Source organism: uncultured Enterovirga sp., from assembly GCF_964242715.1.
Lineage (GTDB): Bacteria > Pseudomonadota > Alphaproteobacteria > Rhizobiales > Beijerinckiaceae > Enterovirga.
In genome coordinates this window covers 146,042-167,268 of the sequence record NZ_CAXTAZ010000002.1, presented here as the reverse complement: position 1 = coordinate 167,268, position 21,227 = coordinate 146,042, and the positions used below count along the sequence as shown (strand labels likewise).

19 protein-coding genes and 1 pseudogene are annotated in these 21,227 nt (G+C 66.8%); 11 read left to right on the top strand and 9 right to left on the bottom strand.

Going from position 1 to position 21,227, the window contains the following annotated elements; all coding sequences use genetic code 11:
• Positions 1–26: 26 nt before the first annotated feature.
• Positions 27–1,844, bottom strand: coding sequence for a glucan ABC transporter ATP-binding protein/ permease (locus ACFE87_RS02215; protein ID WP_375457971.1), 1,818 nt, complete (start codon positions 1,842–1,844; stop codon positions 27–29).
• Positions 1,845–1,870: 26 nt separating this feature from the next.
• On the opposite strand from ACFE87_RS02215, the gene ACFE87_RS02210 reads away from it, so the two are divergent.
• Both ACFE87_RS02210 and ACFE87_RS02205 read left to right on the top strand, forming a co-directional pair.
• A complete protein-coding gene (locus ACFE87_RS02210) occupies positions 1,871–2,713 on the top strand; it encodes a VWA domain-containing protein (protein WP_375457970.1) in 843 nt (280 codons plus the stop codon).
• A gap of 6 nt (positions 2,714–2,719) precedes the next feature.
• Positions 2,720–3,442 carry a DnaJ domain-containing protein gene (locus ACFE87_RS02205; protein ID WP_375457969.1) on the top strand — a complete coding sequence of 241 codons (723 nt, stop codon included), beginning with the start codon at positions 2,720–2,722 and terminating at the stop codon, positions 3,440–3,442.
• 75 nt (positions 3,443–3,517) lie between these two features.
• Here the strand turns inward: ACFE87_RS02205 and ACFE87_RS02200 are convergent, their stop codons facing one another.
• Positions 3,518–5,116: an SPOR domain-containing protein gene (locus tag ACFE87_RS02200; protein ID WP_375457968.1), complete on the bottom strand. Its 1,599-nt coding sequence runs from the start codon at positions 5,114–5,116 to the stop codon at positions 3,518–3,520.
• 259 nt (positions 5,117–5,375) lie between these two features.
• Here ACFE87_RS02200 and ACFE87_RS02195 point away from each other — a divergent pair, with 259 nt between their 5' ends.
• The 4 genes from ACFE87_RS02195 (at position 5,376) to ACFE87_RS02180 (ending at position 9,308) form a co-directional block, all read left to right on the top strand.
• Positions 5,376–5,711 (top strand): phasin family protein, encoded by a 336-nt coding sequence (locus ACFE87_RS02195; RefSeq protein WP_375457967.1) that lies wholly within the window; start codon positions 5,376–5,378, stop codon positions 5,709–5,711.
• A gap of 271 nt (positions 5,712–5,982) precedes the next feature.
• Positions 5,983–6,357, top strand: coding sequence for an ATP-dependent Clp protease adapter ClpS (clpS, locus tag ACFE87_RS02190; RefSeq protein ID WP_375457966.1), 375 nt, complete (start codon positions 5,983–5,985; stop codon positions 6,355–6,357).
• Positions 6,358–6,375: 18 nt separating this feature from the next.
• On the top strand, positions 6,376–8,835 hold the full coding sequence (clpA, locus tag ACFE87_RS02185) for an ATP-dependent Clp protease ATP-binding subunit ClpA (protein WP_375457965.1): 2,460 nt from the start codon (positions 6,376–6,378) through the stop codon (positions 8,833–8,835).
• Positions 8,835–9,308: a hypothetical protein gene (locus ACFE87_RS02180; RefSeq protein ID WP_375457964.1), complete on the top strand. Its 474-nt coding sequence runs from the start codon at positions 8,835–8,837 to the stop codon at positions 9,306–9,308. Before clpA ends, ACFE87_RS02180 begins: the two co-directional genes overlap by 1 nt.
• 194 nt (positions 9,309–9,502) lie before the next feature.
• On the opposite strand, the gene ACFE87_RS02175 is transcribed toward ACFE87_RS02180, so the two are convergent.
• The 4 genes and pseudogenes from ACFE87_RS02175 to ACFE87_RS02160 form a co-directional block, all read right to left on the bottom strand.
• Positions 9,503–10,414, bottom strand: a complete 912-nt coding sequence (locus tag ACFE87_RS02175; protein WP_375457963.1) for a carbohydrate ABC transporter permease — start codon at positions 10,412–10,414, stop codon at positions 9,503–9,505.
• Positions 10,414–11,349 (bottom strand): annotated as a pseudogene (locus tag ACFE87_RS02170) (carbohydrate ABC transporter permease). The gene ACFE87_RS02175 and the pseudogene ACFE87_RS02170 overlap by 1 nt, the downstream one beginning before the upstream one ends.
• A gap of 344 nt (positions 11,350–11,693) precedes the next feature.
• Positions 11,694–13,031 carry an ABC transporter substrate-binding protein gene (locus ACFE87_RS02165; RefSeq protein WP_375457962.1) on the bottom strand — a complete coding sequence of 446 codons (1,338 nt, stop codon included), beginning with the start codon at positions 13,029–13,031 and terminating at the stop codon, positions 11,694–11,696.
• Between the two features lie 252 nt (positions 13,032–13,283).
• A complete protein-coding gene (locus tag ACFE87_RS02160) occupies positions 13,284–14,051 on the bottom strand; it encodes a VOC family protein (RefSeq protein ID WP_375457961.1) in 768 nt (255 codons plus the stop codon).
• Positions 14,052–14,221: 170 nt separating this feature from the next.
• Between ACFE87_RS02160 and uvrA the strand changes: the two genes are divergently transcribed.
• The 4 genes from uvrA to ACFE87_RS02140 are packed head-to-tail and all read left to right on the top strand — an operon-like array spanning position 14,222 to position 19,021.
• A complete protein-coding gene (uvrA, locus tag ACFE87_RS02155; protein ID WP_375457960.1) occupies positions 14,222–17,305 on the top strand; it encodes an excinuclease ABC subunit UvrA in 3,084 nt (1,027 codons plus the stop codon).
• A 43-nt stretch (positions 17,306–17,348) separates the two neighbouring features.
• Entirely contained in the window at positions 17,349–17,984 is a 636-nt protein-coding gene (locus ACFE87_RS02150; protein ID WP_375457959.1) for a DUF5343 domain-containing protein, read from the top strand.
• Positions 17,977–18,570 (top strand): Swt1 family HEPN domain-containing protein, encoded by a 594-nt coding sequence (locus ACFE87_RS02145; RefSeq protein WP_375457958.1) that lies wholly within the window; start codon positions 17,977–17,979, stop codon positions 18,568–18,570. Before ACFE87_RS02150 ends, ACFE87_RS02145 begins: the two co-directional genes overlap by 8 nt.
• A gap of 43 nt (positions 18,571–18,613) precedes the next feature.
• Positions 18,614–19,021 (top strand): hypothetical protein, encoded by a 408-nt coding sequence (locus ACFE87_RS02140; RefSeq protein ID WP_375457957.1) that lies wholly within the window; start codon positions 18,614–18,616, stop codon positions 19,019–19,021.
• A gap of 82 nt (positions 19,022–19,103) precedes the next feature.
• Here the strand turns inward: ACFE87_RS02140 and ACFE87_RS02135 are convergent, their stop codons facing one another.
• From ACFE87_RS02135 to ACFE87_RS02125, 3 genes are all read right to left on the bottom strand, one after another.
• On the bottom strand, positions 19,104–19,631 hold the full coding sequence (locus tag ACFE87_RS02135) for a hypothetical protein (RefSeq protein ID WP_375457956.1): 528 nt from the start codon (positions 19,629–19,631) through the stop codon (positions 19,104–19,106).
• A gap of 450 nt (positions 19,632–20,081) precedes the next feature.
• On the bottom strand, positions 20,082–20,294 hold the full coding sequence (locus tag ACFE87_RS02130) for a hypothetical protein (RefSeq protein ID WP_375457955.1): 213 nt from the start codon (positions 20,292–20,294) through the stop codon (positions 20,082–20,084).
• A 271-nt stretch (positions 20,295–20,565) separates the two neighbouring features.
• Positions 20,566–20,841, bottom strand: a complete 276-nt coding sequence (locus tag ACFE87_RS02125) for a hypothetical protein (RefSeq protein WP_375458005.1) — start codon at positions 20,839–20,841, stop codon at positions 20,566–20,568.
• On the opposite strand from ACFE87_RS02125, the gene ACFE87_RS02120 reads away from it, so the two are divergent.
• Positions 20,836–21,096 (top strand): hypothetical protein, encoded by a 261-nt coding sequence (locus tag ACFE87_RS02120; protein ID WP_375458004.1) that lies wholly within the window; start codon positions 20,836–20,838, stop codon positions 21,094–21,096. The genes ACFE87_RS02125 and ACFE87_RS02120 overlap by 6 nt on opposite strands.
• The last annotated feature ends 131 nt before the right edge of the window (positions 21,097–21,227 follow it).

Below are 21,227 nucleotides of genomic sequence, written 5' to 3'. Positions count from 1 at the left end.
AACTCTGCCCGGAGAGGCACACGGCTTCAGGTACCGCCGGCGGCCGCCAGAACGGGACGGGCCGGCGCGGGCCCGGGCTCCCCCGATCCCACCATGAACTGCGCCCTGGCGAGTTCGGCGAAGCGGCCGTTCGCGGCGACGAGTTCCTCGAAGCTGCCGCTTTCCACGACGCGGCTCGCCTCGAAGACGAGGATGCGGTCGGCGTTCCGGATGGTGGCAAGTCGGTGGGCAATGACGAAGGTGGTGCGGCCCTTCATCACCTCCTCGAGCGCGACCTGGAGCTTGCGCTCGGTCGTGGCGTCGAGTGCGCTGGTCGCCTCGTCGAGGATCAGGATCGGCGGGTTCTTCAGGAGCGCGCGGGCGATCGAGAGCCGCTGGCGCTCGCCGCCGGAGAGGGAGCGGCCGCGCTCGCCGATCACCGAGTCGAGCCCGTCCGCCTGTCGCAGGATGAACTCGGACGCCTGCGCGCGCTCCAGCGCGTCCCGCATCTCGGCCTCGCTCGCGTCGGGGCGGCCAACCTGGAGATTTTCCCGGATCGAGCGGGCGAAGAGCATCGGTTCCTGGAAGACGACCCCGATATTCCGCCTGAGCGAGGCGAGGCTGACGTCGCGGATATCCATCCCGTCGATCCGGATCGCGCCGGATTGCGGGTCGAAGGCCCGGTGAAGGAGCCCAAGCGTGGTCGACTTGCCGGACCCCGTGGCCCCGACAAGCGCGACGGTCTGGCCGGGCTCGACCTCGAAGGAGATGTCGGCGATGGCCGTGCGCTTGCCGTCATAGGAGAACGAGACGTTCGAGAATTCGACGGCTCCCTGGAAACGCTCGATATTCTGCGCTGTCGGGCGGTCGTGGACGGTCGGCGAGGTGTCCAGGATCTCGTAAAATTCCCGTATCTTCGGCGCCTGCATGAAGAGCTGGTTCACGAAGGCGACGACCTGTTCCAGCCGCCCGATCAGCATGGTGGCGATGGACATGAACATGACCACCTCGCCGATCGTCGCCCTGCCGGTCAGGTTCAGCCAGGTGCCCAAGAGAAAGATCGACGTGACGGTCAAAGTCGCGGATGCGCGGGTCGCGATCGAGGCGAGCGCCCACCAGGACAGGACCGGCGTCTGAGCCGCGAGCAATTGGCCGATGGTGGTTCGGAGCTCGCCGGTCTCCTGCTTCGCCCGGGTGAAGGACTGGATGACCGGCACGTTGCCGAGCGCGTCCGAGGCCTGTTCGGCGAGGCGGGAATTGTAGCTTTCGACCCGGCCCTGCAGCGTCTCGGTCTTGCGCAGGACGAGCGCGGTCAGGACCGTGAAGACCAGGACCAGGATGACCAGCAGCAGGCCGAGCCGCCAGTTCAGGAACAGCGTCAGCGGCAAGAGGACGCCGAGCGAGACGATCGCGGCGAAATGGTCGCGGAAGAAGCCGAGCCAGAGCCAGGCCATGCCGTTCGACCCCTCCAGCATGACCTTCAGCACGCGGCCGGAATGCGTCGAGGTGTGGAAGGCGAGGGGCAGTTCGAGCACATGCTCGAAATAGGTCGCCATGGTGGCGAGACGGCGCCGGTGCGACAGCCGGTCCGCATGCAGCGCCACCAGCACACCGGCCCCGATCGTAAAGAGGCCGAACCCGACCCAGGCGCCGAGGAGGGGCAGGAGCGACGTGAAGGTCACGCGGCCTGCCGCCGCCGCCGCGGCCCCACTGCCGGTCAACCGGTCGATGATCCGTCCGAACAGGACCGGCTCCGCGAAAGCCGCGATGGCGAGGCCGATATTGGCCAGCGCCAGCACGGCCCCGATCCGGAGATCGGTTCCGAGCTGGCCGAGAACACGGACATAGAGGCGGATCAGCCACATCGGCGAGGGTCACTCCTGGCGGGACCATGCCGGGCGGAACCCGAGGCAGCAAGGGCAGCGTGGTCTCCCGGGCGCTGGGAAGCCGCCCCGACCATCGGGCGCATTGCGCCCGGGCTTCGAACGACCACATTCTGCCGGCCATGACCGACCCGAAGATGCCCGCCCTGCACGGCCGGGAAGTTGCCCGCTCCTCGACCCGCGACATCGATTCCTTCCTGGGGGAGGCTCGCCAGGTCGCGGCCGTCGTGCCGGGTCGGAACGCGGCCCGCCTCGTCTTCGCGCTCGATGCCACGATGAGCCGGCAGCCGACCTGGGATGTCGCGACGTCGGTCCAGGCCTCGATGTTCGACGCCGCCGCCGATATCGGCGGCCTCTCGGTCCAGCTCTGCTATTTCCGCGGGCTCGGCGAATGCCGCTCGTCCGGCTGGGTCGGCGACCCGCGCGCGCTCCGCGACCTGATGTTGAAGATCCGCTGCCAGAGCGGCAACACGCAGATCGGGCGCGTGCTCCGGCATGTCAGCGAGGAGGCCGGCCGGCAGCCGGTCCGGGCGCTCATCTACGTCGGCGACGCGGTCGAGGAGGGCATGGACGGGCTCTGCTCGACCGCGGGCGAACTCGGCCTTCTCGGCCTCAAGGCCTTCATGTTCCACGAGGGCGGCAACCCGGCGACGCGAGCGGCCTTCAGCGAGATCGCCCGGCTGACGGGCGGCGCGGCCATGGCCTTCGACGCCTCCGCGCCAGCCTCGCTCGCGGCGCTGCTCCGCGCGGTCGCGGCCTATGCGGCGGGGGGAGGGGCCGCGCTGCATCGACTCGCCGCCCAGGATGGCGGCGCTCGTCGGCTCATCGCCGCCATGCCGAAGATGGGCTGACGCCCGATGACCATGCTCGCCGGCCTCGCGGCCGCTGTCCTTCTCTGGTGGCTGGTCAAGCTGTTCGCTCGCGCGAAGCCGGCTGACGTCGCGAAGATCCTCCGCAACATCGGCGGAGGGATCGCGCTCGCGGCGGCAGGCCTCCTCGCCTTCCGGGGCCGCTTCGACATGGCCTTCCTGCTCGGCAGCGGCGGGGCCTGGCTCCTTGGCTGGAATGCGATACCGCTCCCGTTCGGCCTGGGCGGCGGCGCGCGTGCCGCGAGGCGGACTTCGGGTTCCATCTCGCGCGTGAGGTCCGCCACGATCGAGATGGAACTCGATCACGATTCGGGCAGCATATCGGGGACAGTTCTGGCCGGGCTTTTCGCGGGCCGCCTTCTCGACGACCTGTCCGACGCGGAGCTGACGCGGCTCCTGTCAGCCTGTCTCGCCGACGATGCCGACGGGGCCCGGCTCCTGGAAGCTTACCTCGACCGCAGGATGCCCGGCTGGCGTGAACACGCTGAGCCGGATCCGGACCCGGGGCGGAAGGCCGATTCGAAGCTCGGCGCGATGTCGAAGCAGGAAGCCTACGAGGTCCTGGGGCTTCAGGCGGGGGCGGGCGCGGACACCGTCCGGCAGGCCCACCGGTCGCTCATGAAGAAGCTTCATCCCGACCAGGGCGGGTCGACCTATCTGGCGAGCCGTGTGAACCAGGCGAAGGACGTTCTGCTGGACCGACATCGCTGATACTCCACACGCATCCGGTCGAACGGACCGGTGTCGGAACTCGGGAATTCGGGCCGGAGATCGCTTTCCGGCCGGTCAGCTGCGGGTGGCGAAACAGGCGTAGCCGCGGCTTTTCAGGGTCTTGCAGGCCTCCTGGGCGGCATCCGCCTCGGCGAAGCCCGAGAAGCGGGCCCGGTAGAGGGTGGCGCCGCCGCGGGTGACCTTCTCCGTGAAGGGGGCGGCCTTCGAGAGGGCACGGCCGGTGCGGGACTTCGCCTCGTCGAGCAACTCGCGCGCCTTGGCCTCGTTGTCCTCTGCCGCGAGCTGGATCACCCAGGGCGAAGTCTGGATCGGCTTCGTGGCGGCAGCTGAGGCGGCTTCCCGAACGGGCTCGGGCGTTACCGCTCGGATCGCGGGCTGGGTCGGCCGGGCGGCGATCGAGCCGGTCGTCTCGACCCGGCCCTGCGGCTCCCGCGCGATCGGCACGGCCGACATGGCGGGCAGTCGCGAATCGATCTTCGCGGAATTCGCCGGGAGCGGCGGGACGCTCGCCCGTGGCGCCGGATCTGAGGTGACGGCCGAGGCGACGGCTCTCGTCGCGGGTGCCGACGGGGGAATCGGCGCCGGCACGACCGAGAGCGGCCGCATGGCGTTGAGATTCGCCGCCCGGCGCGGCTTCTCCTCGACGCTGGTCGAGGCCGTCGTCTGGACCTCCTCGTCCGCCGAGGCCACTTGCGTCCGGTCGGTCTCGACCCCCTCCGCCTTGTCGGTGGAATCGGCGAAGATCGAAGCGCTTCCGCTCGTGGAGGCCCGGGCCAGATTCGTCCGGATCAGGTTCGCCATCGTGGCGTCCCGGCTCGCGCCGGACCGGCCGCCGAGCACGACCCCGACCACGTGACGGCCCTCGAGACGTGCCGAGGTCAGGAGGTTGAAGCCGGACGCGTTGGTGAAGCCCGTCTTGATCCCGTCCACGCCCTCGACACGGCCGAGCAGGCGGTTGTGATTGCCGATCACGCGGTCGGCATACTCGAAGGAGCGGGTCTGGAAGTACTTGTAGAGGCGAGGAAAACGCTCCTGGATCGCTCGTCCGAGAATGGTCAGGTCGCGAGCCGTCGTGACCTGGGCCCGGTCCGGCAGGCCCGAGGCGTTACGATACACGGTGCGGCTCATGCCGAGCTGGCGCGCCTTGCGGGTCATGCGCTCGGCGAAGGCCTCTTCCGTGCCGGCGATGTTCTCGGCGATCACGGCCGCGACGTCGTTCGCGGACTTGGTCACGATCGCCTTGATGGCGTCCTCGACCTCGATCGTCTCGCCCGGCCGGAGCCCTAATTTGGACGGCGCCATGGAAGCCGCCTCCCGGGATACCTTGAGCTCCGTATTCAGCTGCATCGTGCCCCGCTCGATCTGCTCGAACAGGAGATAGAGCGTCATCACCTTGGTGACCGAGGCCGGGTGACGGAGTTCGTCCTCGGCGATGCCGTACATCGTGCGGCCGGTCCGAGCATCGACGACCATGGCGGCGAAGGGAGGCGCGTAGGCGTTCCGCGTCACGGCGGCCGACGAACGCTTCGCCTGTTTCCCGCCCTTGCGACGGGCCTCCGCCTCGGTGGGCGCGAACAGGCCGGCCAGGAAGGCCGTCAAGCTTGCGAGAACCGCAACGCGCATCCAGCCTACGCCGACGCAACTGAACAACATGCCGTCCGTCCCCAAACTCGTCGGACCGTGGGATCCGGCGCTTGCGCCCTGACGGGTGCGATGCCGGCGTGACACAGTCCTCGAAGCTACGGCGACGCAGTTACGGCGGGGTTAAATCGAATCGAATTGTATGTTGCGATGCACAACGCTTGACACATTATTGTGCGCTGCACATAGTTTGGAGGGCGGCGGCGCAGGCGCGCGCGGCGCTCTTCCGACACACGCCACAGGGACGGCACGCAGGGGTGCCGGCACGACCATGATGCAGTTCGACCAGATGCAGAAACTGACCCGCGACGGCATGGATGTCGCCATGCGTTCGCTCGGCGCGGTCTCGACGGGCACCCAGGCGGCTGCGGCCCAGACGGCCGACTACGCCAAGCGCTCCCTCGAGCAGGGCAGCCACATGGCCGAGCGCCTGATGGGTAGCCGCACCCTGGATGCCGCCCTTCAGGTCCAGGCCGAGTTTCTCCGGGCGAGCTACGAGGGTCTGGTCTCCCAAGCGACCCGGATGGGGGAACTCGCCTCGAACACCGCGAAGGAGGCTTTGGCCCCTGTCGAGAGCTTCGCGGCGCGGTCGACCCGCAGCGCCTGATCCGCTTCGCCACGGACTGCGTTTCGCCCGGCTTCGGCCGGGCGTTTTCGTTTGCGGCGCTGGCCGGCTTGTGTCGGGAACGGGCGAAGAGGCCGCGACGCTTCGCGCCATCGCCTTGAGGCGGCGTCTCGCCCCAATCTTGCTCCCCTTGGCACACCATCTGGCGGTTGGGCCTTCGGACGCTTAGATTGGTCTCGGGATGAATCGAAGCGCGGTGGTCACGGGAGTAAGTCGGCGGCACTCGCAGCGGGGAGGTCGTGACCTGGACGGGATGGATGTCGAGCGGACCTCTCTGACATGGCGGGTCTTTGGCGCCGGCTCGCGCTCGCCCGGCGGCGGCGACGACAATCGCACCGGCACGGCCATCATCACGAAGCCGAAGGCGCGGACGAAGAGGCCGAACCTCTACCGGGTCCTCCTCCTGAACGACGATTACACGCCGATGGAATTCGTGGTGCTCGTCCTCGAGCGCTTCTTCAACAAGAACCGCGAGGAGGCGACGCTGATCATGCTCCACGTCCATCAGAACGGCGTCGGCGAATGCGGCGTCTTCACCTATGAAGTCGCCGAGACGAAGGTTACGCAGGTGATGGATTTTGCCCGCAAGCACCAGCACCCGCTGCAATGCGTCATGGAAAAGAAGTAACAGACAAGAGGGGCAACCGTGCCGAGCTTCTCACGCAGCCTTGAACAGGCCTTGCATCGTGCCCTCGCCCTCGCGGGTGAGCGGCGCCACGAATACGCGACGCTCGAGCATCTCCTGCTCGCGCTGGTCGACGACCAGGATGCGGCCGCCGTCATGCGGGCCTGCAACGTCGACATGCATGCGCTGCGGCGAAACCTCGTCGAGTATGTCGACACCGAACTCGCGAACCTGATCATCGACGGCCGGCAGGATTCGAAGCCCACCGCCGGATTCCAGCGCGTCATCCAGCGAGCCGTGATCCATGTGCAATCCTCCGGCCGAGAGGAGGTGACCGGCGCCAATGTGCTGGTCGCCATCTTCGCCGAGCGCGAGAGCCACGCGGCTTATTTCCTGCAGGAGCAGGAGATGACGCGCTACGATGCCGTGAACTACATCAGTCACGGGATCGCGAAACGGCCTGGCCTGAGCGAGAGCCGGCCGGCGCGGGGCGCGGAAGAGGAATCCGGGGAACGCCCGTCGGGCGAGGACGACACGCGGCAAAAGAAGAAGGGTGAGGCCCTGGACACCTACTGCGTCAACCTCAACAAGAAGGCCAAGGAGGGGAAGATCGATCCCCTGATCGGGCGCGAGTCCGAGGTTCAGCGCACGATCCAGGTGCTCTGCCGCCGTCAGAAGAACAATCCCCTCCTCGTCGGCGATCCCGGCGTCGGCAAGACCGCCATCGCAGAGGGTCTCGCCCGCAAGATCGTGCGGGGCGAGGTGCCCGAGGTGCTGGAAGACGCGATCGTCTTCTCGCTCGACATGGGCACGCTGCTCGCCGGCACCCGCTACCGGGGCGATTTCGAGGAGCGGCTGAAGCAGGTCGTCAAGGAGATCGAGGCGCACCCGAACGCCATCATGTTCATCGACGAGATCCACACCGTCATCGGTGCGGGCGCGACCTCGGGCGGAGCGATGGATGCCTCGAACCTGCTGAAGCCGGCGCTCGCGCAGGGGACGCTGCGCTGCATCGGCTCGACCACCTACAAGGAATACCGTCAGTATTTCGAGAAGGACCGGGCCCTCGTTCGGCGCTTCCAGAAGATCGACGTGAACGAGCCGTCGATTCCGGACACGATCGAGATCGTGAAGGGGCTGAAGCCCTATTACGAGGAGTTCCACAAGCTGAAATTCACGACCGAGGCCATCAAGGCCGCGGTCGAGCTGTCGGCCCGCTACATCAACGACCGCAAGCTGCCGGACAAGGCGATCGACGTGATCGACGAGACCGGCGCGTCGCAGATGCTGGTGCCCGAGCACCGGCGCAAGAAGACGATCGGGATCAAGGAGATCGAGGCGACCGTCGCCACGATGGCCCGCATTCCGCCGAAGACCGTGTCGAAGGACGATGCCGAGGTGCTGTCGCATCTCGCGCAGAATCTCGCCCGCGTCGTCTACGGCCAGGACGAGGCGATCAAGGCCCTGACCTCGGCGATCAAGCTCGCCCGGGCCGGCCTTCGCGATCCCGAGAAGCCGATCGGCTCCTACCTGTTCGCCGGACCGACCGGCGTCGGGAAGACCGAGGCTGCGAAGCAGCTCGCCTCCTCGCTTGGGGTCGAGATGCTGCGCTTCGACATGTCGGAATACATGGAGCGGCACACGATCTCGCGCCTGATCGGCGCGCCGCCCGGCTATGTCGGCTTCGACCAGGGTGGCCTGCTCACGGATGGGATCGACCAGCACCCGCATTGCGTCCTCCTCCTCGACGAGATCGAGAAGGCTCACCCGGACCTGTTCAACATCCTCCTGCAGGTGATGGACCACGGCAAGCTGACCGACCACAACGGCAAGCAGGTCGATTTCCGCAACGTCATCATCATCATGACGACGAATGCCGGCGCCGCCGATCTCGCCCGCAACACCTACGGCTTCACCAATGCGAAGCGCGAGGGCGACGACCTGGAGGCGATCAGCAAGCTGTTCGCGCCGGAATTCCGCAACCGCCTCGATTCGATCATCTCGTTCGGACGGCTGCCGAAGGAGGTCGTGGCCAAGGTGGTCGACAAGTTCGTCCTCCAGCTCGAGGCGCAGCTCGCCGATCGCAACGTCGTCATCGAGCTCTCCGACGAAGCGCGCGACTGGCTCTGCGAGCATGGCTACGACGAGGCCATGGGCGCCCGGCCGATGGCGCGGCTCATCCAGTCCACGATCAAGACCCCGCTCGCCGACGAAGTATTGTTCGGCAAGCTGAAACATGGCGGCGCGGTCCGCGTCGTCGTGAACGACGAGGACGGGAAGCAGAGCCTCGGCTTCTCCTTCCCCGAAGGCCCGGTGACGCCGCGGCCCGAAAAGGTCGTGGCGACCAGCGCGGCCAAACGCGCCAAGCGCAAGGTGGCTCGGCCGTTCAAACGTCAGCCCAAGCCGAAGCCGGACGGTGGTAGCAGCGGCGGTGGCGGTGGCGTCAGGACGGTGCCCAAGGTGCCTCTGGTCCGCGCCTGATGAGCGAGATCCATGCCGGCCCGCTGCCGCAGGCGGCCCCCGACGGCGAACATCATGTCGGGCCGCTGCCGCGCGCGACGCGGTTCGGCAACGCGACACGCGGCATCGCGACCTGGTGGCGGCAGCACCGCGATGGCCGTCGCGCCGCGAAGGCGGCCGCCGCCGTGGCCCCGGCCGAGCTGCGCGCCGGTCCCCTGCCTCAGGCCGATCCCTCGGACGAGCACCATGTCGGGCCGCTTCCGCAGGCCGCGCATACGGCCACCCCTCGTGCCAAGAAGTCGTGGCGCGAGAAGCGCTGGGAGCGCCGCCGACGACGCCGCTTCACGGAAGAGGTTTTAGGCTGGGTGCTGGTGCCGGTCATCCTGTTGTCCGGCTTCTGGGCCATGAAGGCCGGCCTGAACGCGATGGGCACGAATTTCACCGACCTGATCAAGGGCATCAAGACGGCGTTTGCCGCCTCCGGAAAGGTCTGACCGAAGGGCGCTCCCGCAGCGCGGCAGGGGGAGCGTTGCGTATCACCGACCAGGGCGGTCATCTCGCGCTGCTGATCGACAGGGGCGATGGTCCACCTGCCGCCCGGAACCTCCCATGGGCCGTTCAAAACTTCCCGCTCAGTCTGCCCGCCGGTCTCCGCTGGTCGGCGAGCGTCGGATGATGGGTCGTCAACTCACCCCTTCGTCGCCCCGGCGGTCAGGCCGGCGACGTAATAATCCATCAGGAAGGCGTAGATCACGAGCGGGGGGAGGGCGCCCAGGAGGGCGCCGGCCATGATCTGCCCCCAGTTGAACACGTCCGCCTTGATCAGCGTCGTGGCGATACCGACGGAAAGTACTAGCTGGTCCTGCGATGTCGTGAAGGCGAGCGGGTAGAGGAACTGCGCCCAGGCGACCGTGAAGGCGAAGATTGTCGCTGCGATCAACCCCGGGAGGGCCACGGGTATGAAGATCTTGGTCAGCGTCTGGGTCCAGCTCGCGCCGTCGATCAGCGCCGCCTCGTCGAGCTCCTTCGGGATCGAGGCGAAATAGCCGATCATGATCCAGGTGCAGAAGGGTACGGTCAGGGTGGGGTAGACGAGCACCAGCACGTACCAGTGATTGATGAGCTCGATCCCGGTCCAGTCCCGGAAGGTCACGAACATCTTGAAAAGCGGGATGAAAAGCAGCGTCTCCGGCACGAGATAGGTCAGGAAGATGCCGGTCGCGAGTGCCGACGAGCCCCAGAATTTCATCCGGGCGAGCGCGAAGGCGGCCGGCACGCTGATCAGCATGGTAATGACGACGGTGAGGAGCGCCACCAGGACCGAGTTGATGAAGAAGGTCTGGAAGAGCGGCGAGGCGAGGAGTTCGGTGAAGTTCGCGAGCGTCGGGTTGAACACCCACCAGGGATTCGTCGCGGCCGAGATCTCGTTCGAGGTCTTCAGCCCCGTGACCAGCATGTAGAGCGGCGGCAGGAGCGCGAAGGCGACGAAGATGCAGAGGAAAACATAGGCCCAGATCACGGCCCAGCGCCGGTCCCCGACGACGGTGCCGGAATCGCTGAGCGTATCGGTGACGGGTGAGCCGAGCGCACGGGTCGCCATCAGAACCGCTCCGCGCGCTTGTTCACGTCCCGCAGGATGAAGATCGCGGCGACCGCGAGAAGCGGGATCATGACGAGCGAAACCGAGGCGCCGAGCGGGATGTCGCCGCCCTGGATGCCGAGCCGGAAGGCCCAGGTGGCGAAGACATGCGTTCGGTCGATCGGCCCGCCGGCGGTGAGGATTCAGACGATGTCGAAATTCGCGAAGGTGACGATCAGAGAGAACAGGGTCGTGATCGCGATGATGTTGCGCATCATCGGCAGCGTGATGAACCACAGCCGCTGCCAGAAGGTGGCGCCGTCGATCGCGGCAACTTCGTAGAGTTCGGCCGGCACCGATTTCAGGGCCGCCAGATACATGATCATGAAGAAAGGCGCGCCGTACCAGACATTGACCAGGATTACCGAGATGCGGGCCCAGAACGCGTCACCCGTCCAGGGCACCGGTCCGACACCCATTCCGGCCAGCAGATAATTGAAGGCGCTGTAGGACGGGTCGAACAGCCAGAGCCAGGTCAGGGTCGAGAGGGCAGGGGGTATCACCCAGGGCACGAGCAGCATGCCGCGCCATTTCCGCTGGCCCTTGGCCGGGATCGCGTGGACGAGATGGGCGACCGTGAACCCGATCAGCGCTTTGAAGATCACGGCCGTGACGGCGAAGATGCAGGATTGCCTGACCACCATCCAGAAGGTTTCGCGGGTGAACAGGAAGGTGAAGTTCTGCAGGCCGATGAACCTGTCCATCCGCTTGTTCAGGGTGGCCAGGTGGAGCGCGTAGAAGGCCGGGTAGATGACGAGCGTCGCGATCAGGATGATGAGGGGCAGCGTGAACAGGAATGCGATCGTCGAGCGCTGACGCAGGAAGGCTGGTCCGCGCGATCGGGCGGGCGCGGCGGCCGACCTGGAAGGATGGTCCTGGAGAGCGATGTCGGACATCGTGGACCTCAGAGGATGACGTGCTCCGCCCTCGTGGACGGACGGTTCGCTTCGGGCAGAGGCCAAGGCGTGCCCTTCCCCTGGTGGGGAGGGTGGTCCGAGCGAAGTCGAGGGCCGGGTAGGGGGCGCGCAGGGGGCACCATCAGCGGTGCCGCCTGCCCGCCCCCCACCCCCGGCCCCTCCCCACGAGGGGAGGGGAGGCGCGAGCCGACGCGCTCGTGTTCAGCTCGCCCCTGGCTCTACCGCTCACCCCGGCGAAAGCCGGGGTCCAGTCACGCGGCGACGTCCTGGGTCCCGGCCTTCGCCGGGATGAGCGGGTGGCTCCCCGGGACAAGAGGAGAGCCTCAGCCGCGCATGAAGCCTTCGACCTCGCTCTCGGCCCAGGCGAGCGTCTTTTCCATGGTCTCGCCGCCGAGATGGCGGGCGACCATCTTGGTCATGATGGCCTGGTTGTAGATCTGGTTCGCGATCAGCGGCGGGGCGGGGGCGGCCGCGATCGAGAGGGTCATGTGGTTGTGCGGGTTCGGGTAATGGTAGAGCGTGCCCCTCGGCGGCTCGGCCTCGGCCCAGGTCTTAAGCGTGGTGAGCTTCTCGTAGGCCGGCAGGTCGTAGCCGCCCGACACCTCCACCATCTTGGCGATGGCGTCGGGCTGCGACAGCGCCATGAGCAGGCTCTTCGCGGCCGGCTTGTTCCTCGAGAAGGACCAGGTGCCCCAGAAATACGGCAGATAAGGCGCGAAGCGACCCTTCGGGCCGGCCGGCATGCCGTGCGTCCAGCATTGCCGGGCGATGTCGGGCGCATCGCGCTTCGCCACCGCCCAGGCGCTCGGCGGGTTGCAGACGAGGGCGCCGCGCCCTGAAACGAGCCATTTGTTGTTCGAGGCGTCGTCCCAGGCGGGAGCGTCCGGCGGCAGGAAGCGGGCGAGCTTGGCATAGTATTCCATCGCCTGCCGGACCGCGTCCGACTTGACGGTGACCTTGCCATCCTTGTCGACCAGCGCGGCCCCGAAGGACTGGAAGATGGCGCCCGCGGAATCCACCGAGTCGGTGGTCTGGCCGAGGCCGATCCCGAACGGGAAACCCGCCTTGTGGCATGCTTCCGCCGCCTTGAGGAACGTCTCCATGGTCCAGTTGTCGGCCTTCGGGGCCTCGCCAGCCGGATACATGGCCTGCACGTCGATCCCGGCATGCTGCTTCATCAGGTCCATGCGGGAGCAGGGACCCTTGATCTGGCTGCCGGGCGTCGCCGGCACCCCCATCCAGGTACCCTTCACACGGCCGAGATAATCGACGGTGCCGTTGACCGCGCCGTTCTGGGCGATCAGCGGCTTCATCAGGTCGTCGACCGGCTCGAGCTTGTCGGCATGGTCGTGGATGTACCAGGTCGGGAAGGCGAAGACGTCGTGCCCGGATTTTGCCTGCGCCTCGGCCGCGATGGTCAGGAGGTTCTTGTTCCCCTGGGAGGTGATGAAGTCCATCCGGACCTCCACCTTCTCCTTCTCGCCCCAGGCTCGGCAGATCTCCTCCGTCGCCTTGTTGGCGCCCGGCACCCAATGGTCCCAGAAGCCGACCGAGACGGTTCCGGCCGCGTGCGCGCCGCGCACGAAGGGGGCCGCCACGAGAGCGGCTGACGCCGCTCCTGTCTTGAGCACGCGCCGACGCGTGAATCGAGCATCCACCATGAGCCGTCTCCCTCTCGACCGCGTCTCTGGCAGCCTGGACGCACGGCAGCGCAAAGGTGATCCCGCGCCGTCCGGCTTGACCGGACTTGTCCGCGGGCAGAATGCCGGAACGGTTCGCCGGCAGAATGTCGCCGAATGCCCGGGAGACGCAAGCGAAACTTGCGCCGGAAGGACAAGTCGCCGATCTATGCTGCAAAGCAAAGAAGAATGCTGCACCTGCACTGCGATGTATTGCGCGCCGTCGCGTCTCTTCTAGCGCGGCCCGACCAGAGCCGTCATGGCGCCCTGCGGGTCCAGGAATTGGATGATCCACATGCCGCCAGGCACCTCCATCGGGCCGTTCAGCACCTGCCCGCCCAGGGCCTCCACCCTCGCCTTGGCGGCGTCGATCGACGGCACGCTGATATAGTAGAGCCAGAATGGGGCCGGGACTTCGGGCGGCTTCGTGAACATGCCGCCGAAACCTTCGCCATCCTCGATGCCGAAGAGCTGGTAGGTCCCTATCGGCCCCATATCGATGGGGGCGAGCTTCCGCCATCCGAACAGGTTTTCGTAGAAGGGAAACACGGCCTCCCATTCCGCGGCCATCAGCTCGTGCCAGCCGGCATGGCCCGTCGTCATCAGCGCGGCCTGCGCGGGGGCGTCCACCCACCGCATCAGCCCGAAGACCGCGCCCTGCGGGTCGGCCACGATCGCGAAGCGGGCGACGTTCGGAATGTCCATGGGCGGGACATGGACGGCGCCGCCGAGCTCCGCGACCCGCTGCACGGTGGCGTCGACGTCGTCCGTCTCGATCGAGCCGATCCAGCCCGGCCGTTTCCCGGCCGTGCAATCCTCGGCCGAGAGCCCCATCAGCCCGGCCGCGATGCCCTTCGTGCCGTGCAGCAGCCAATACGGGATCGGCGCGCTCTCCGCCGGCTCGGCCTTCCAGCCGACCACGTCGCGGTAGAAGGACGCGGCCGCCTCCGGCTCCGTGGTCATCAGCTCGTACCAGGTGAAGTGCTTTGGCGTGACGGACATCCCGGACTCCCTGTCGGCCCGGCCCGGAGCCCTCGCTGGACCCTGCCGGCGTTGCGACTCGTACGCGTTCTGTTCTAATCTGAGAAGACAGTCCGCTTTGTGCTCGGGCGGGCGCGTGCCTATCTCTGCCGATCCTGGACCCTCGCCGCGCCCGCGGCCGCCGGACGCCCATGCCCAAGCTCGACGACCTCTTCGACCGTTCCCGTCCGCGCGACTTCGGCGACCAGCGCGTCATCTCCGTCAGGGGTGCGCGCGAGCACAATCTCAAGAATGTCGACCTGACGATCCCGCGCGACAAGCTCGTCGTGTTCACGGGCCTGTCGGGGAGCGGGAAATCCTCGCTCGCCTTCGATACGATCTATGCCGAAGGCCAGCGCCGCTACGTCGAATCGCTCTCGGCCTATGCGCGCCAGTTCCTCGAGATGATGCAGAAGCCGGATGTCGACCAGATCGACGGCCTCTCTCCCGCCATCTCGATCGAGCAGAAGACGACCTCGAAGAACCCGCGCTCGACCGTCGGCACGGTCACCGAGATCTACGACTACATGCGCCTCCTCTGGGCGCGGGTCGGCGTGCCGTACTCCCCCGCGACCGGGCTCCCGATCGAGAGCCAGACCGTCCAGCAGATGGTCGACCGGGTGCTCGCGCTGCCGGACAAGACGCGGCTCTACCTCCTCGCGCCCGTCGTGCGCGACCGGAAGGGCGAGTACCGCAAGGAGATCGCCGACTTCCAGAAGAAGGGCTTCCAGCGCCTCAAGATCGACGGCACCTTCTACCCGATCGACGACGTCCCGGTGCTGGACAAGAAGTTCAAGCACGACATCGACGTCGTCGTGGACCGGCTCGTCGTCCGGCCCGACATCGCGGCGCGGTTGTCGGATTCGCTCGAGACGGCGCTCGAGATGGCCGACGGGATCGCCGTGATCGAGTTCGCGGACGACGCTGTCTCCTCCCCCTCCGGGGGAGGTGGCGGGCGCGGAGCGCCCGACGGAGGGGGCAAGCCCCTCCCGGCTCGCGCGGCGCGCGAGTCCGCCCTCCCCAAGGGGGAGGGAGACGCGCCCCGCCGCATCACCTTCAGCCAGAAATTCGCCTGCCCGGTCTCCGGCTTCACCATCCCGGAAATCGAGCCGCGCCTGTTCTCGTTCAACTCGCCGACCGGCGCGTGTCCGACCTGCGCCGGGATCGGGCACGAGATGCGGATCGATCCGGCCCGGATCGTGCCGAACCACGAGCTGTCGCTGAAGCGCGGCGCGATCGCGCCCTGGGCCAAGTCGACCTCGCCCTATTACGGCCAGACGCTGGATGCGCTCGCCAAGCATTACGGCTTCTCGACCGCCGCCAAGTGGTCGGCGCTGCCTGCGAGCGTGCAGAAGGTGATCCTCTACGGGTCGGACGGCACGCCCGTCCGCATGGCCTATAACGACGGGCTCCGGGCCTACGAGGTGAACAAGCCCTTCGAGGGCGTGATCACCAATCTCGAGCGCCGTTACAAGGAAACCGAGTCGGACTGGGCGCGCGACGAGATCTCGCGCTTCATGTCCGAGACGCCCTGCGCGACCTGCGGCGGCAAGCGGCTGAAGCCGGAGGCGCTGGCCGTGAAGGTCGACCGGCGCGACGTCTCCGAGGTCACCGCGCTCTCGATCAAGGAGGCGGTCGGCTGGGCGGTCGCTTTGCCCGAAAAGCTCACCGGCCAGCAGAACGAGATCGCGGCCCGCATCCTGAAGGAGATCCGCGAGCGGCTGACCTTCCTGTCCGACGTGGGCCTCGACTACCTGACCCTCGCGCGCGCCTCCGGCACGCTGTCCGGCGGTGAATCGCAGCGCATCCGGCTCGCCTCGCAGATCGGCTCCGGCCTCACCGGCGTTCTCTACGTGCTGGACGAGCCCTCGATCGGCCTGCACCAGCGCGACAACGAGCGCCTGCTCGTGACGCTGCGGCGGCTGCGCGACCTCGGCAACACCGTGATCGTCGTCGAGCATGACGAGGACGCGGTCCGCTCCGCCGATTACGTCGTCGATGTCGGGCCCGGCGCCGGCATCCACGGCGGCCGGATCGTCGCCCAGGGCACGCCGGACGAGGTGATGGCCGACACGAACTCGCTCACCGGCGACTACCTCACCGGCCGCAAGACCGTGCCGATCCCCGCAAAACGCCGCAAGCGCGACCGGGCGCGGCAGATCAAGCTCGTCGGCGCCAAGGGCAACAACCTGAAGGACGTGGCCGTCGAGCTGCCGCTCGGCCTCTTCACCTGCGTGACCGGGGTCTCCGGCGGCGGCAAGTCGACGCTCGTCATCGACACGCTCTACCGTGCCGTCGCCCGCCGCCTGAACAACGCGGCCGAGCACCCGGCCCCCTACGACCGGATCGAGGGGCTCGAGCATCTCGACAAGGTGATCGACATCGACCAGTCGCCGATCGGCCGCACGCCGCGCTCGAACCCGGCCACCTATATCGGCGCCTTCACGCCGATCCGCGACTGGTTCGCGGCCTTGCCCGAGGCCAAGGCGCGCGGCTACGGCCCGGGCCGCTTCTCCTTCAACGTCAAGGGCGGCCGCTGCGAGGCCTGCGCCGGCGACGGCCTGATCAAGATCGAGATGCACTTCCTGCCCGACGTCTACGTCACCTGCGACGTCTGCAAGGGCCGCCGCTACGACCGCGAGACGCTGGAGGTGAAGTTCCGCGAGCGCTCGATCGCCGACGTGCTCGACATGACGGTCGAGGAAGCGACCGACCTGTTCCGCGCCGTCCCGACGATCCGTGAAAAGCTCGCGACGCTGTGCCGGGTCGGGCTCGACTACGTCCATGTCGGCCAGCAGGCGACGACGCTCTCCGGCGGCGAGGCCCAGCGGGTGAAGCTCGCCAAGGAGCTCTCCAAGCGCTCGACCGGCCGCACCCTCTACATCCTGGACGAGCCGACGACCGGCCTCCACTTCCACGACGTCGCCAAGCTGATGGAGCTGCTGCACGAGCTCGTCGCACAGGGGAACACGGTCGTGGTGATCGAGCACAATCTCGAGGTCATCAAGACGGCCGACTGGGTCATCGACATGGGCCCCGAAGGCGGCGACGGGGGAGGGGCCATCGTCGCCCAGGGCACCCCGGAGGACATCGCCGCGAGCGGCGCGAGCCACACGGGGCGGTTTCTGCGGGAGGTGTTGAAGCGGCGGCCTCTGGTCCGCGAGGCGGAGGCGAAGCCGGCCGTGAAGAAGGGGAGGGCGGCGAAGTCGGTGGCGAGACGAGAGGCGGCGGAGTAGCGGGAGGAATGAGAATCGGTCAACATGCAACCAGAGGTGCCCCGTGCCAACAACAAACCGATATCTCGCTTCAACAAAAAATCTGCCCGGGGTCATGCAGAAGATTCAGCACGGCGTACCGCCAGAAAAGTTTAACAACGATCACCTAAAAGCAATCGGTTTCGCCTCCAGTAATGATCGTGGCATCATCCCGCTCCTCAAAGACCTTGGTTTCCTAACGCCCGACGGCTCACCAACACAGCGCTATCAAGACTACCGTGACGGGGCTCGATCTCGAGCCGTCATGGCACAAGCTCTTAGGGAGGCCTATCCCGACCTCATTGTTATCAATGAGAACATCTCGCGAAGTGATCGCGATGCTATCATTGGACGGTTCAAGTCTCTGCACGATTCATCCGATGTGGTAGCGGAGGCGCAGGCGAGGACGTTTCTGGGTCTTCTCGCGCTCGCCGACTTAAAAGTGCCCGAGACTCCTTCCGAGTTCGCCGTGAAAGACATCGCAGATGCGAGCATTTCTTCCGAAGCGAGCGCGGCGAAACCGGCGACGGCGAACACCGGCCTTCTAAGCGGAGTGCTCCCGCTCACCTACCGCTTCGAGGTTCAGCTGCCGGCAACAAAGGATGTCGAGGTCTTTCGGGCTATATTCCGCGCCATGCGTGAGGAGCTATTTAATGCCTGATGCTCCCGCTCGTCAGGTCCGCGAGTTCGTGTTTAAGGGGTTGTTGTTCGATGCTGAGTGCGAACGGTTTCGCGCTGCGGGCATCAACATTGGAGTACCAGTCGAGGCATCGGAGCACGACCTCATGCGAGAGGTGCTTGCCCCATTCAGCATTGCTTTGAGAGGGCCGGCGCTACGAATGGCAAGACTTTATGCCACATTGTATGGATTCGAGAATAGTGTTCGAGAGTTGATAATAGCGAGATTGTTGGAGAACCGCGGTGTTGACTGGTGGAACAGCTGCGTTCCTGCTTCTGTAAAGAAATATGCCGAGGCTCGAAAAATTTCGTTCGAGAAAAATTCCTGGCTCGAGGGTGCTCCCGCACCCTTAATACACTACGTCGACTTTGGGCACTTAGCAGATATCATTGCTCAAAATTGGACGGTTTTTGAGGATTTGGTGCCATCTCAGCACTGGCTGAAGCAAAGATTCGAAGAATTAGAGAAAGCAAGGAATTTCGTCGCTCATAATCGTAATTTGCTCGACAACGAGTTTGAGCGGATAGAGATGTATGTTTCTGATTGGAGCAAGCAGGTAGGATTTTAGTAACACCTGGCAGCGACGACGCAAATACAGCGGAGGTTTTTATATGCCAGCTGAGGACGATCATCCTGACAAGATCGAGCGATTTAGGCAGGAAAAGTTGCTTGATATAGCTGGTGATGTTCGTAAGTTCGAGATCGAGCTGTTCTGGAAGCGCTCGACTTTCTTTTGGACGTTTATCGCTGCGTCATTTGTAGCATACGCGACCCTCAAGGATCACGATCAGAGACTATTGCGTTTTGCTGTTTCATGCTTTGGTATTGTTTGCAGTCTGGCTTGGACTCTCGGGAACCGTGGTAATAAATACTGGCAGGAGGCTTGGGAGAAGAAGTTGAGGCGGCATCAGGAGGGTTTCCTCGGCGTCGATCTATTTTTGGTGCTGAGACTGCCGACAAACGGCGCTGTGTTTGGAATCCGGGGCGTTTCTCGCTATCAACCTTGGCGATTGCGCTGAGCGACTTCACCTTTCTGATTTGGATCTTTCTCGCGTCCCGAGCGTCGCCGGGTTGGCCCTACGAGTTGTGGGATCTGCCGTCTCAGATCCTCCTGGGAGTTACGCTTCTGTGGTCATTGTTGATGCTCTCAGCTGGAAGGTCCGCAAGCTGAACGCCAAACACAAGGACGTCCTTAGTTGGCTTGAGCAGGGTTCGCGACGTTAACCGCCTATTCCCCAGCCCTCCTGGCACGCCCGCCAACCACGCCCCCAACTCCCGCGCATACAGCTTCGCCAATCCCCCACTCCCATGCCCGCGGCTCTCCGGCCCGGCCGGGATCAGCAGCAGCCGCGCCCCCTTGATCCGCCCGATCGCCTGCTCCGTGAGCCCGGTGATGGGCGGGTTGCGCTTGTCGTCGGCGGCGTTGATGGCCAGCAGGGGCGCGGTGATCTTGGCCAGCCCCGGCGTCGGGTCGTAGGCGCCCGAGCTTTCCCAGGCGTAGATGAAGTCGTTGGCGTCGGCCGTGAAGGGGGCGGCGAGGCGGTCGTCGACGAGCTTGTCGGCGGCTTCGCGGGTCGGGACGGCGAGCTGGTCCGCGATGTCGCCGCCGTTGGTGGCCGGCGAGAACACGTCTTGACAAAGATAGGACCATAAGCCTATATCGCCCCGTCTCCACCCGGGGAGGGGCGTGTGCGCAGCGTGGCTCGCGCGGGTGGGGAGCGGTGGCCTTTCGGGTCCGGCGTCACGCCCCGGAGCCGCAGGGCGGCGCAAATCGGCAATCCCGGCCCTGGCGATCCCAGGATCCGGGGCCTCGGCCCCGGACAGGCCACCAGCGGAGGATAGGAAGATCAGTCCCGAAAGGGATGTGTCTCCTCCGGGGGTTCGCCGACATAGAGCCTCCAACACCGCGCGCGGGAGGTCCGGGCGTGTTCGCCCGACGGTTCCGACATCCGTTCAGCCGGCTTCCGACCCGCCGTCGGAGCGGGCAGCCCGACCTCCCGCGCCACCCTCCGCCGATCCGGCGAGCGGGAGATTTCGCATGCCCGCGCGGCGCTGGCCCGAGCGGGTCGCGCCTCCTCCTCACTGCGCCACCGCCCTTCTCGGCACGCCGTCCAGCCACGCCCCCAGCTCCTTCGCATACAGCTTCGCCAACCCCCCGCTGCCATGCCCCCGGCTCTCCGGCCCAGCCGGCAGGAGCAGCAGCCGCGCTCCCTTGATCCGCCCGATCGCCTGTTCGGTGAGGCCGGTGATGGGCGGGTTGCGCTCGTCGCCGGCGGCGTCGATGGCCAGCAAGGGCGCGGTGATCTTCGCGAGGCCCGGGGTCGGGTCGTAGGCGCCCGAGCTGCTCGTGGCGCCGTGCCGAAGTCTGGAAGGCCCGGTCCGAAACCGCCGCGCGCGGGGCGCCGAGAGGCTCTCCAACAACAAAGATCGAGCGTCCCGGCGTCCCGCGCCCCCTCGACCAGTTCTTTGAGCCTTTGAGCGACGCCGAGCCGGCGACCGGGCGTGACCCGGACCGACGGCGCGTGCCCGACGTCCCGGCTCGACACCGTGAACGGCGATCCGATCACCCGTTGCGGCGCGCCGCCGGAACTCCGCCGCCCGGATCAGCAGCAGCCGACAGGTCGAGCGAGGGGCGGCCGTCCGGGTCGCGTTTGGCGGCGACGAGGGCCGTTTCGCCGAGCGCGACCGCGTCGAGGATGCGGGGGCCCGGCCGCGGCGGCGGCCCGCTCGCCGGGACAGCGTCCGGGGAGGCGTGGACGTAGAGGATGGAGGCGGCGTTTTGGGCGAGGCCGGTCGCGGCCACGGCGCGTTCGGTCCAGCCCGGCAGGACGAGATGCATGCGGTCCCGCCCGGCAAGCGCGGCGGCGAGGTGCGAGGGTTCGAAGAGGCCGTGCAGCTCGCAGGCGGCGCCCGAGGCGAGGGCGGCGAGGGGGCCGGTCGCGAGGCCCTTGAGGTCGTCCGGGGCGAGGAGGCTGAGGATGGTGTCGCCGGGCCGCCAGCGGGTCTCGGCCAGGATGAGGGCGGCGGCGACGAGCCAGGACGTGCGCGCGAGGGCGACCGGGCGCGCCGCCTCGCCCCTCGCCGTCGAAGGTGACGATGCCGGATGCCGCTGCGATGGCGGGCCCGGCTGGCGCCGTGGCGCAGGGGAGATCGAGATCGACCCATCCGTCGGGAACGTCCGGCCCGTAGGCGAGGAGAAAGCGGAGGCGGAAGCGACGGGCCGCG

Coding starts and splice junctions, on each gene's coding strand:
- ACFE87_RS02140 (WP_375457957.1), top strand. CDS start 18,614: ATGCCAGCTGAGGACGATCATCCTGACAAGATCGAGCGATTTAGGCAG.
- ACFE87_RS02195 (WP_375457967.1), top strand. CDS start 5,376: ATGATGCAGTTCGACCAGATGCAGAAACTGACCCGCGACGGCATGGAT.
- clpS (WP_375457966.1), top strand. CDS start 5,983: ATGGATGTCGAGCGGACCTCTCTGACATGGCGGGTCTTTGGCGCCGGC.
- ACFE87_RS02175 (WP_375457963.1), bottom strand. CDS start 10,414: ATGGCGACCCGTGCGCTCGGCTCACCCGTCACCGATACGCTCAGCGAT.
- ACFE87_RS02205 (WP_375457969.1), top strand. CDS start 2,720: ATGACCATGCTCGCCGGCCTCGCGGCCGCTGTCCTTCTCTGGTGGCTG.
- ACFE87_RS02160 (WP_375457961.1), bottom strand. CDS start 14,051: ATGTCCGTCACGCCAAAGCACTTCACCTGGTACGAGCTGATGACCACG.
- ACFE87_RS02180 (WP_375457964.1), top strand. CDS start 8,835: ATGAGCGAGATCCATGCCGGCCCGCTGCCGCAGGCGGCCCCCGACGGC.
- ACFE87_RS02145 (WP_375457958.1), top strand. CDS start 17,977: ATGCCTGATGCTCCCGCTCGTCAGGTCCGCGAGTTCGTGTTTAAGGGG.
- uvrA (WP_375457960.1), top strand. CDS start 14,222: ATGCCCAAGCTCGACGACCTCTTCGACCGTTCCCGTCCGCGCGACTTC.
- ACFE87_RS02210 (WP_375457970.1), top strand. CDS start 1,871: ATGCCGGGCGGAACCCGAGGCAGCAAGGGCAGCGTGGTCTCCCGGGCG.
- ACFE87_RS02165 (WP_375457962.1), bottom strand. CDS start 13,031: ATGGTGGATGCTCGATTCACGCGTCGGCGCGTGCTCAAGACAGGAGCG.
- ACFE87_RS02120 (WP_375458004.1), top strand. CDS start 20,836: ATGCATGCGGTCCCGCCCGGCAAGCGCGGCGGCGAGGTGCGAGGGTTC.
- ACFE87_RS02215 (WP_375457971.1), bottom strand. CDS start 1,844: ATGTGGCTGATCCGCCTCTATGTCCGTGTTCTCGGCCAGCTCGGAACC.
- ACFE87_RS02200 (WP_375457968.1), bottom strand. CDS start 5,116: ATGTTGTTCAGTTGCGTCGGCGTAGGCTGGATGCGCGTTGCGGTTCTC.
- ACFE87_RS02125 (WP_375458005.1), bottom strand. CDS start 20,841: ATGCATCTCGTCCTGCCGGGCTGGACCGAACGCGCCGTGGCCGCGACC.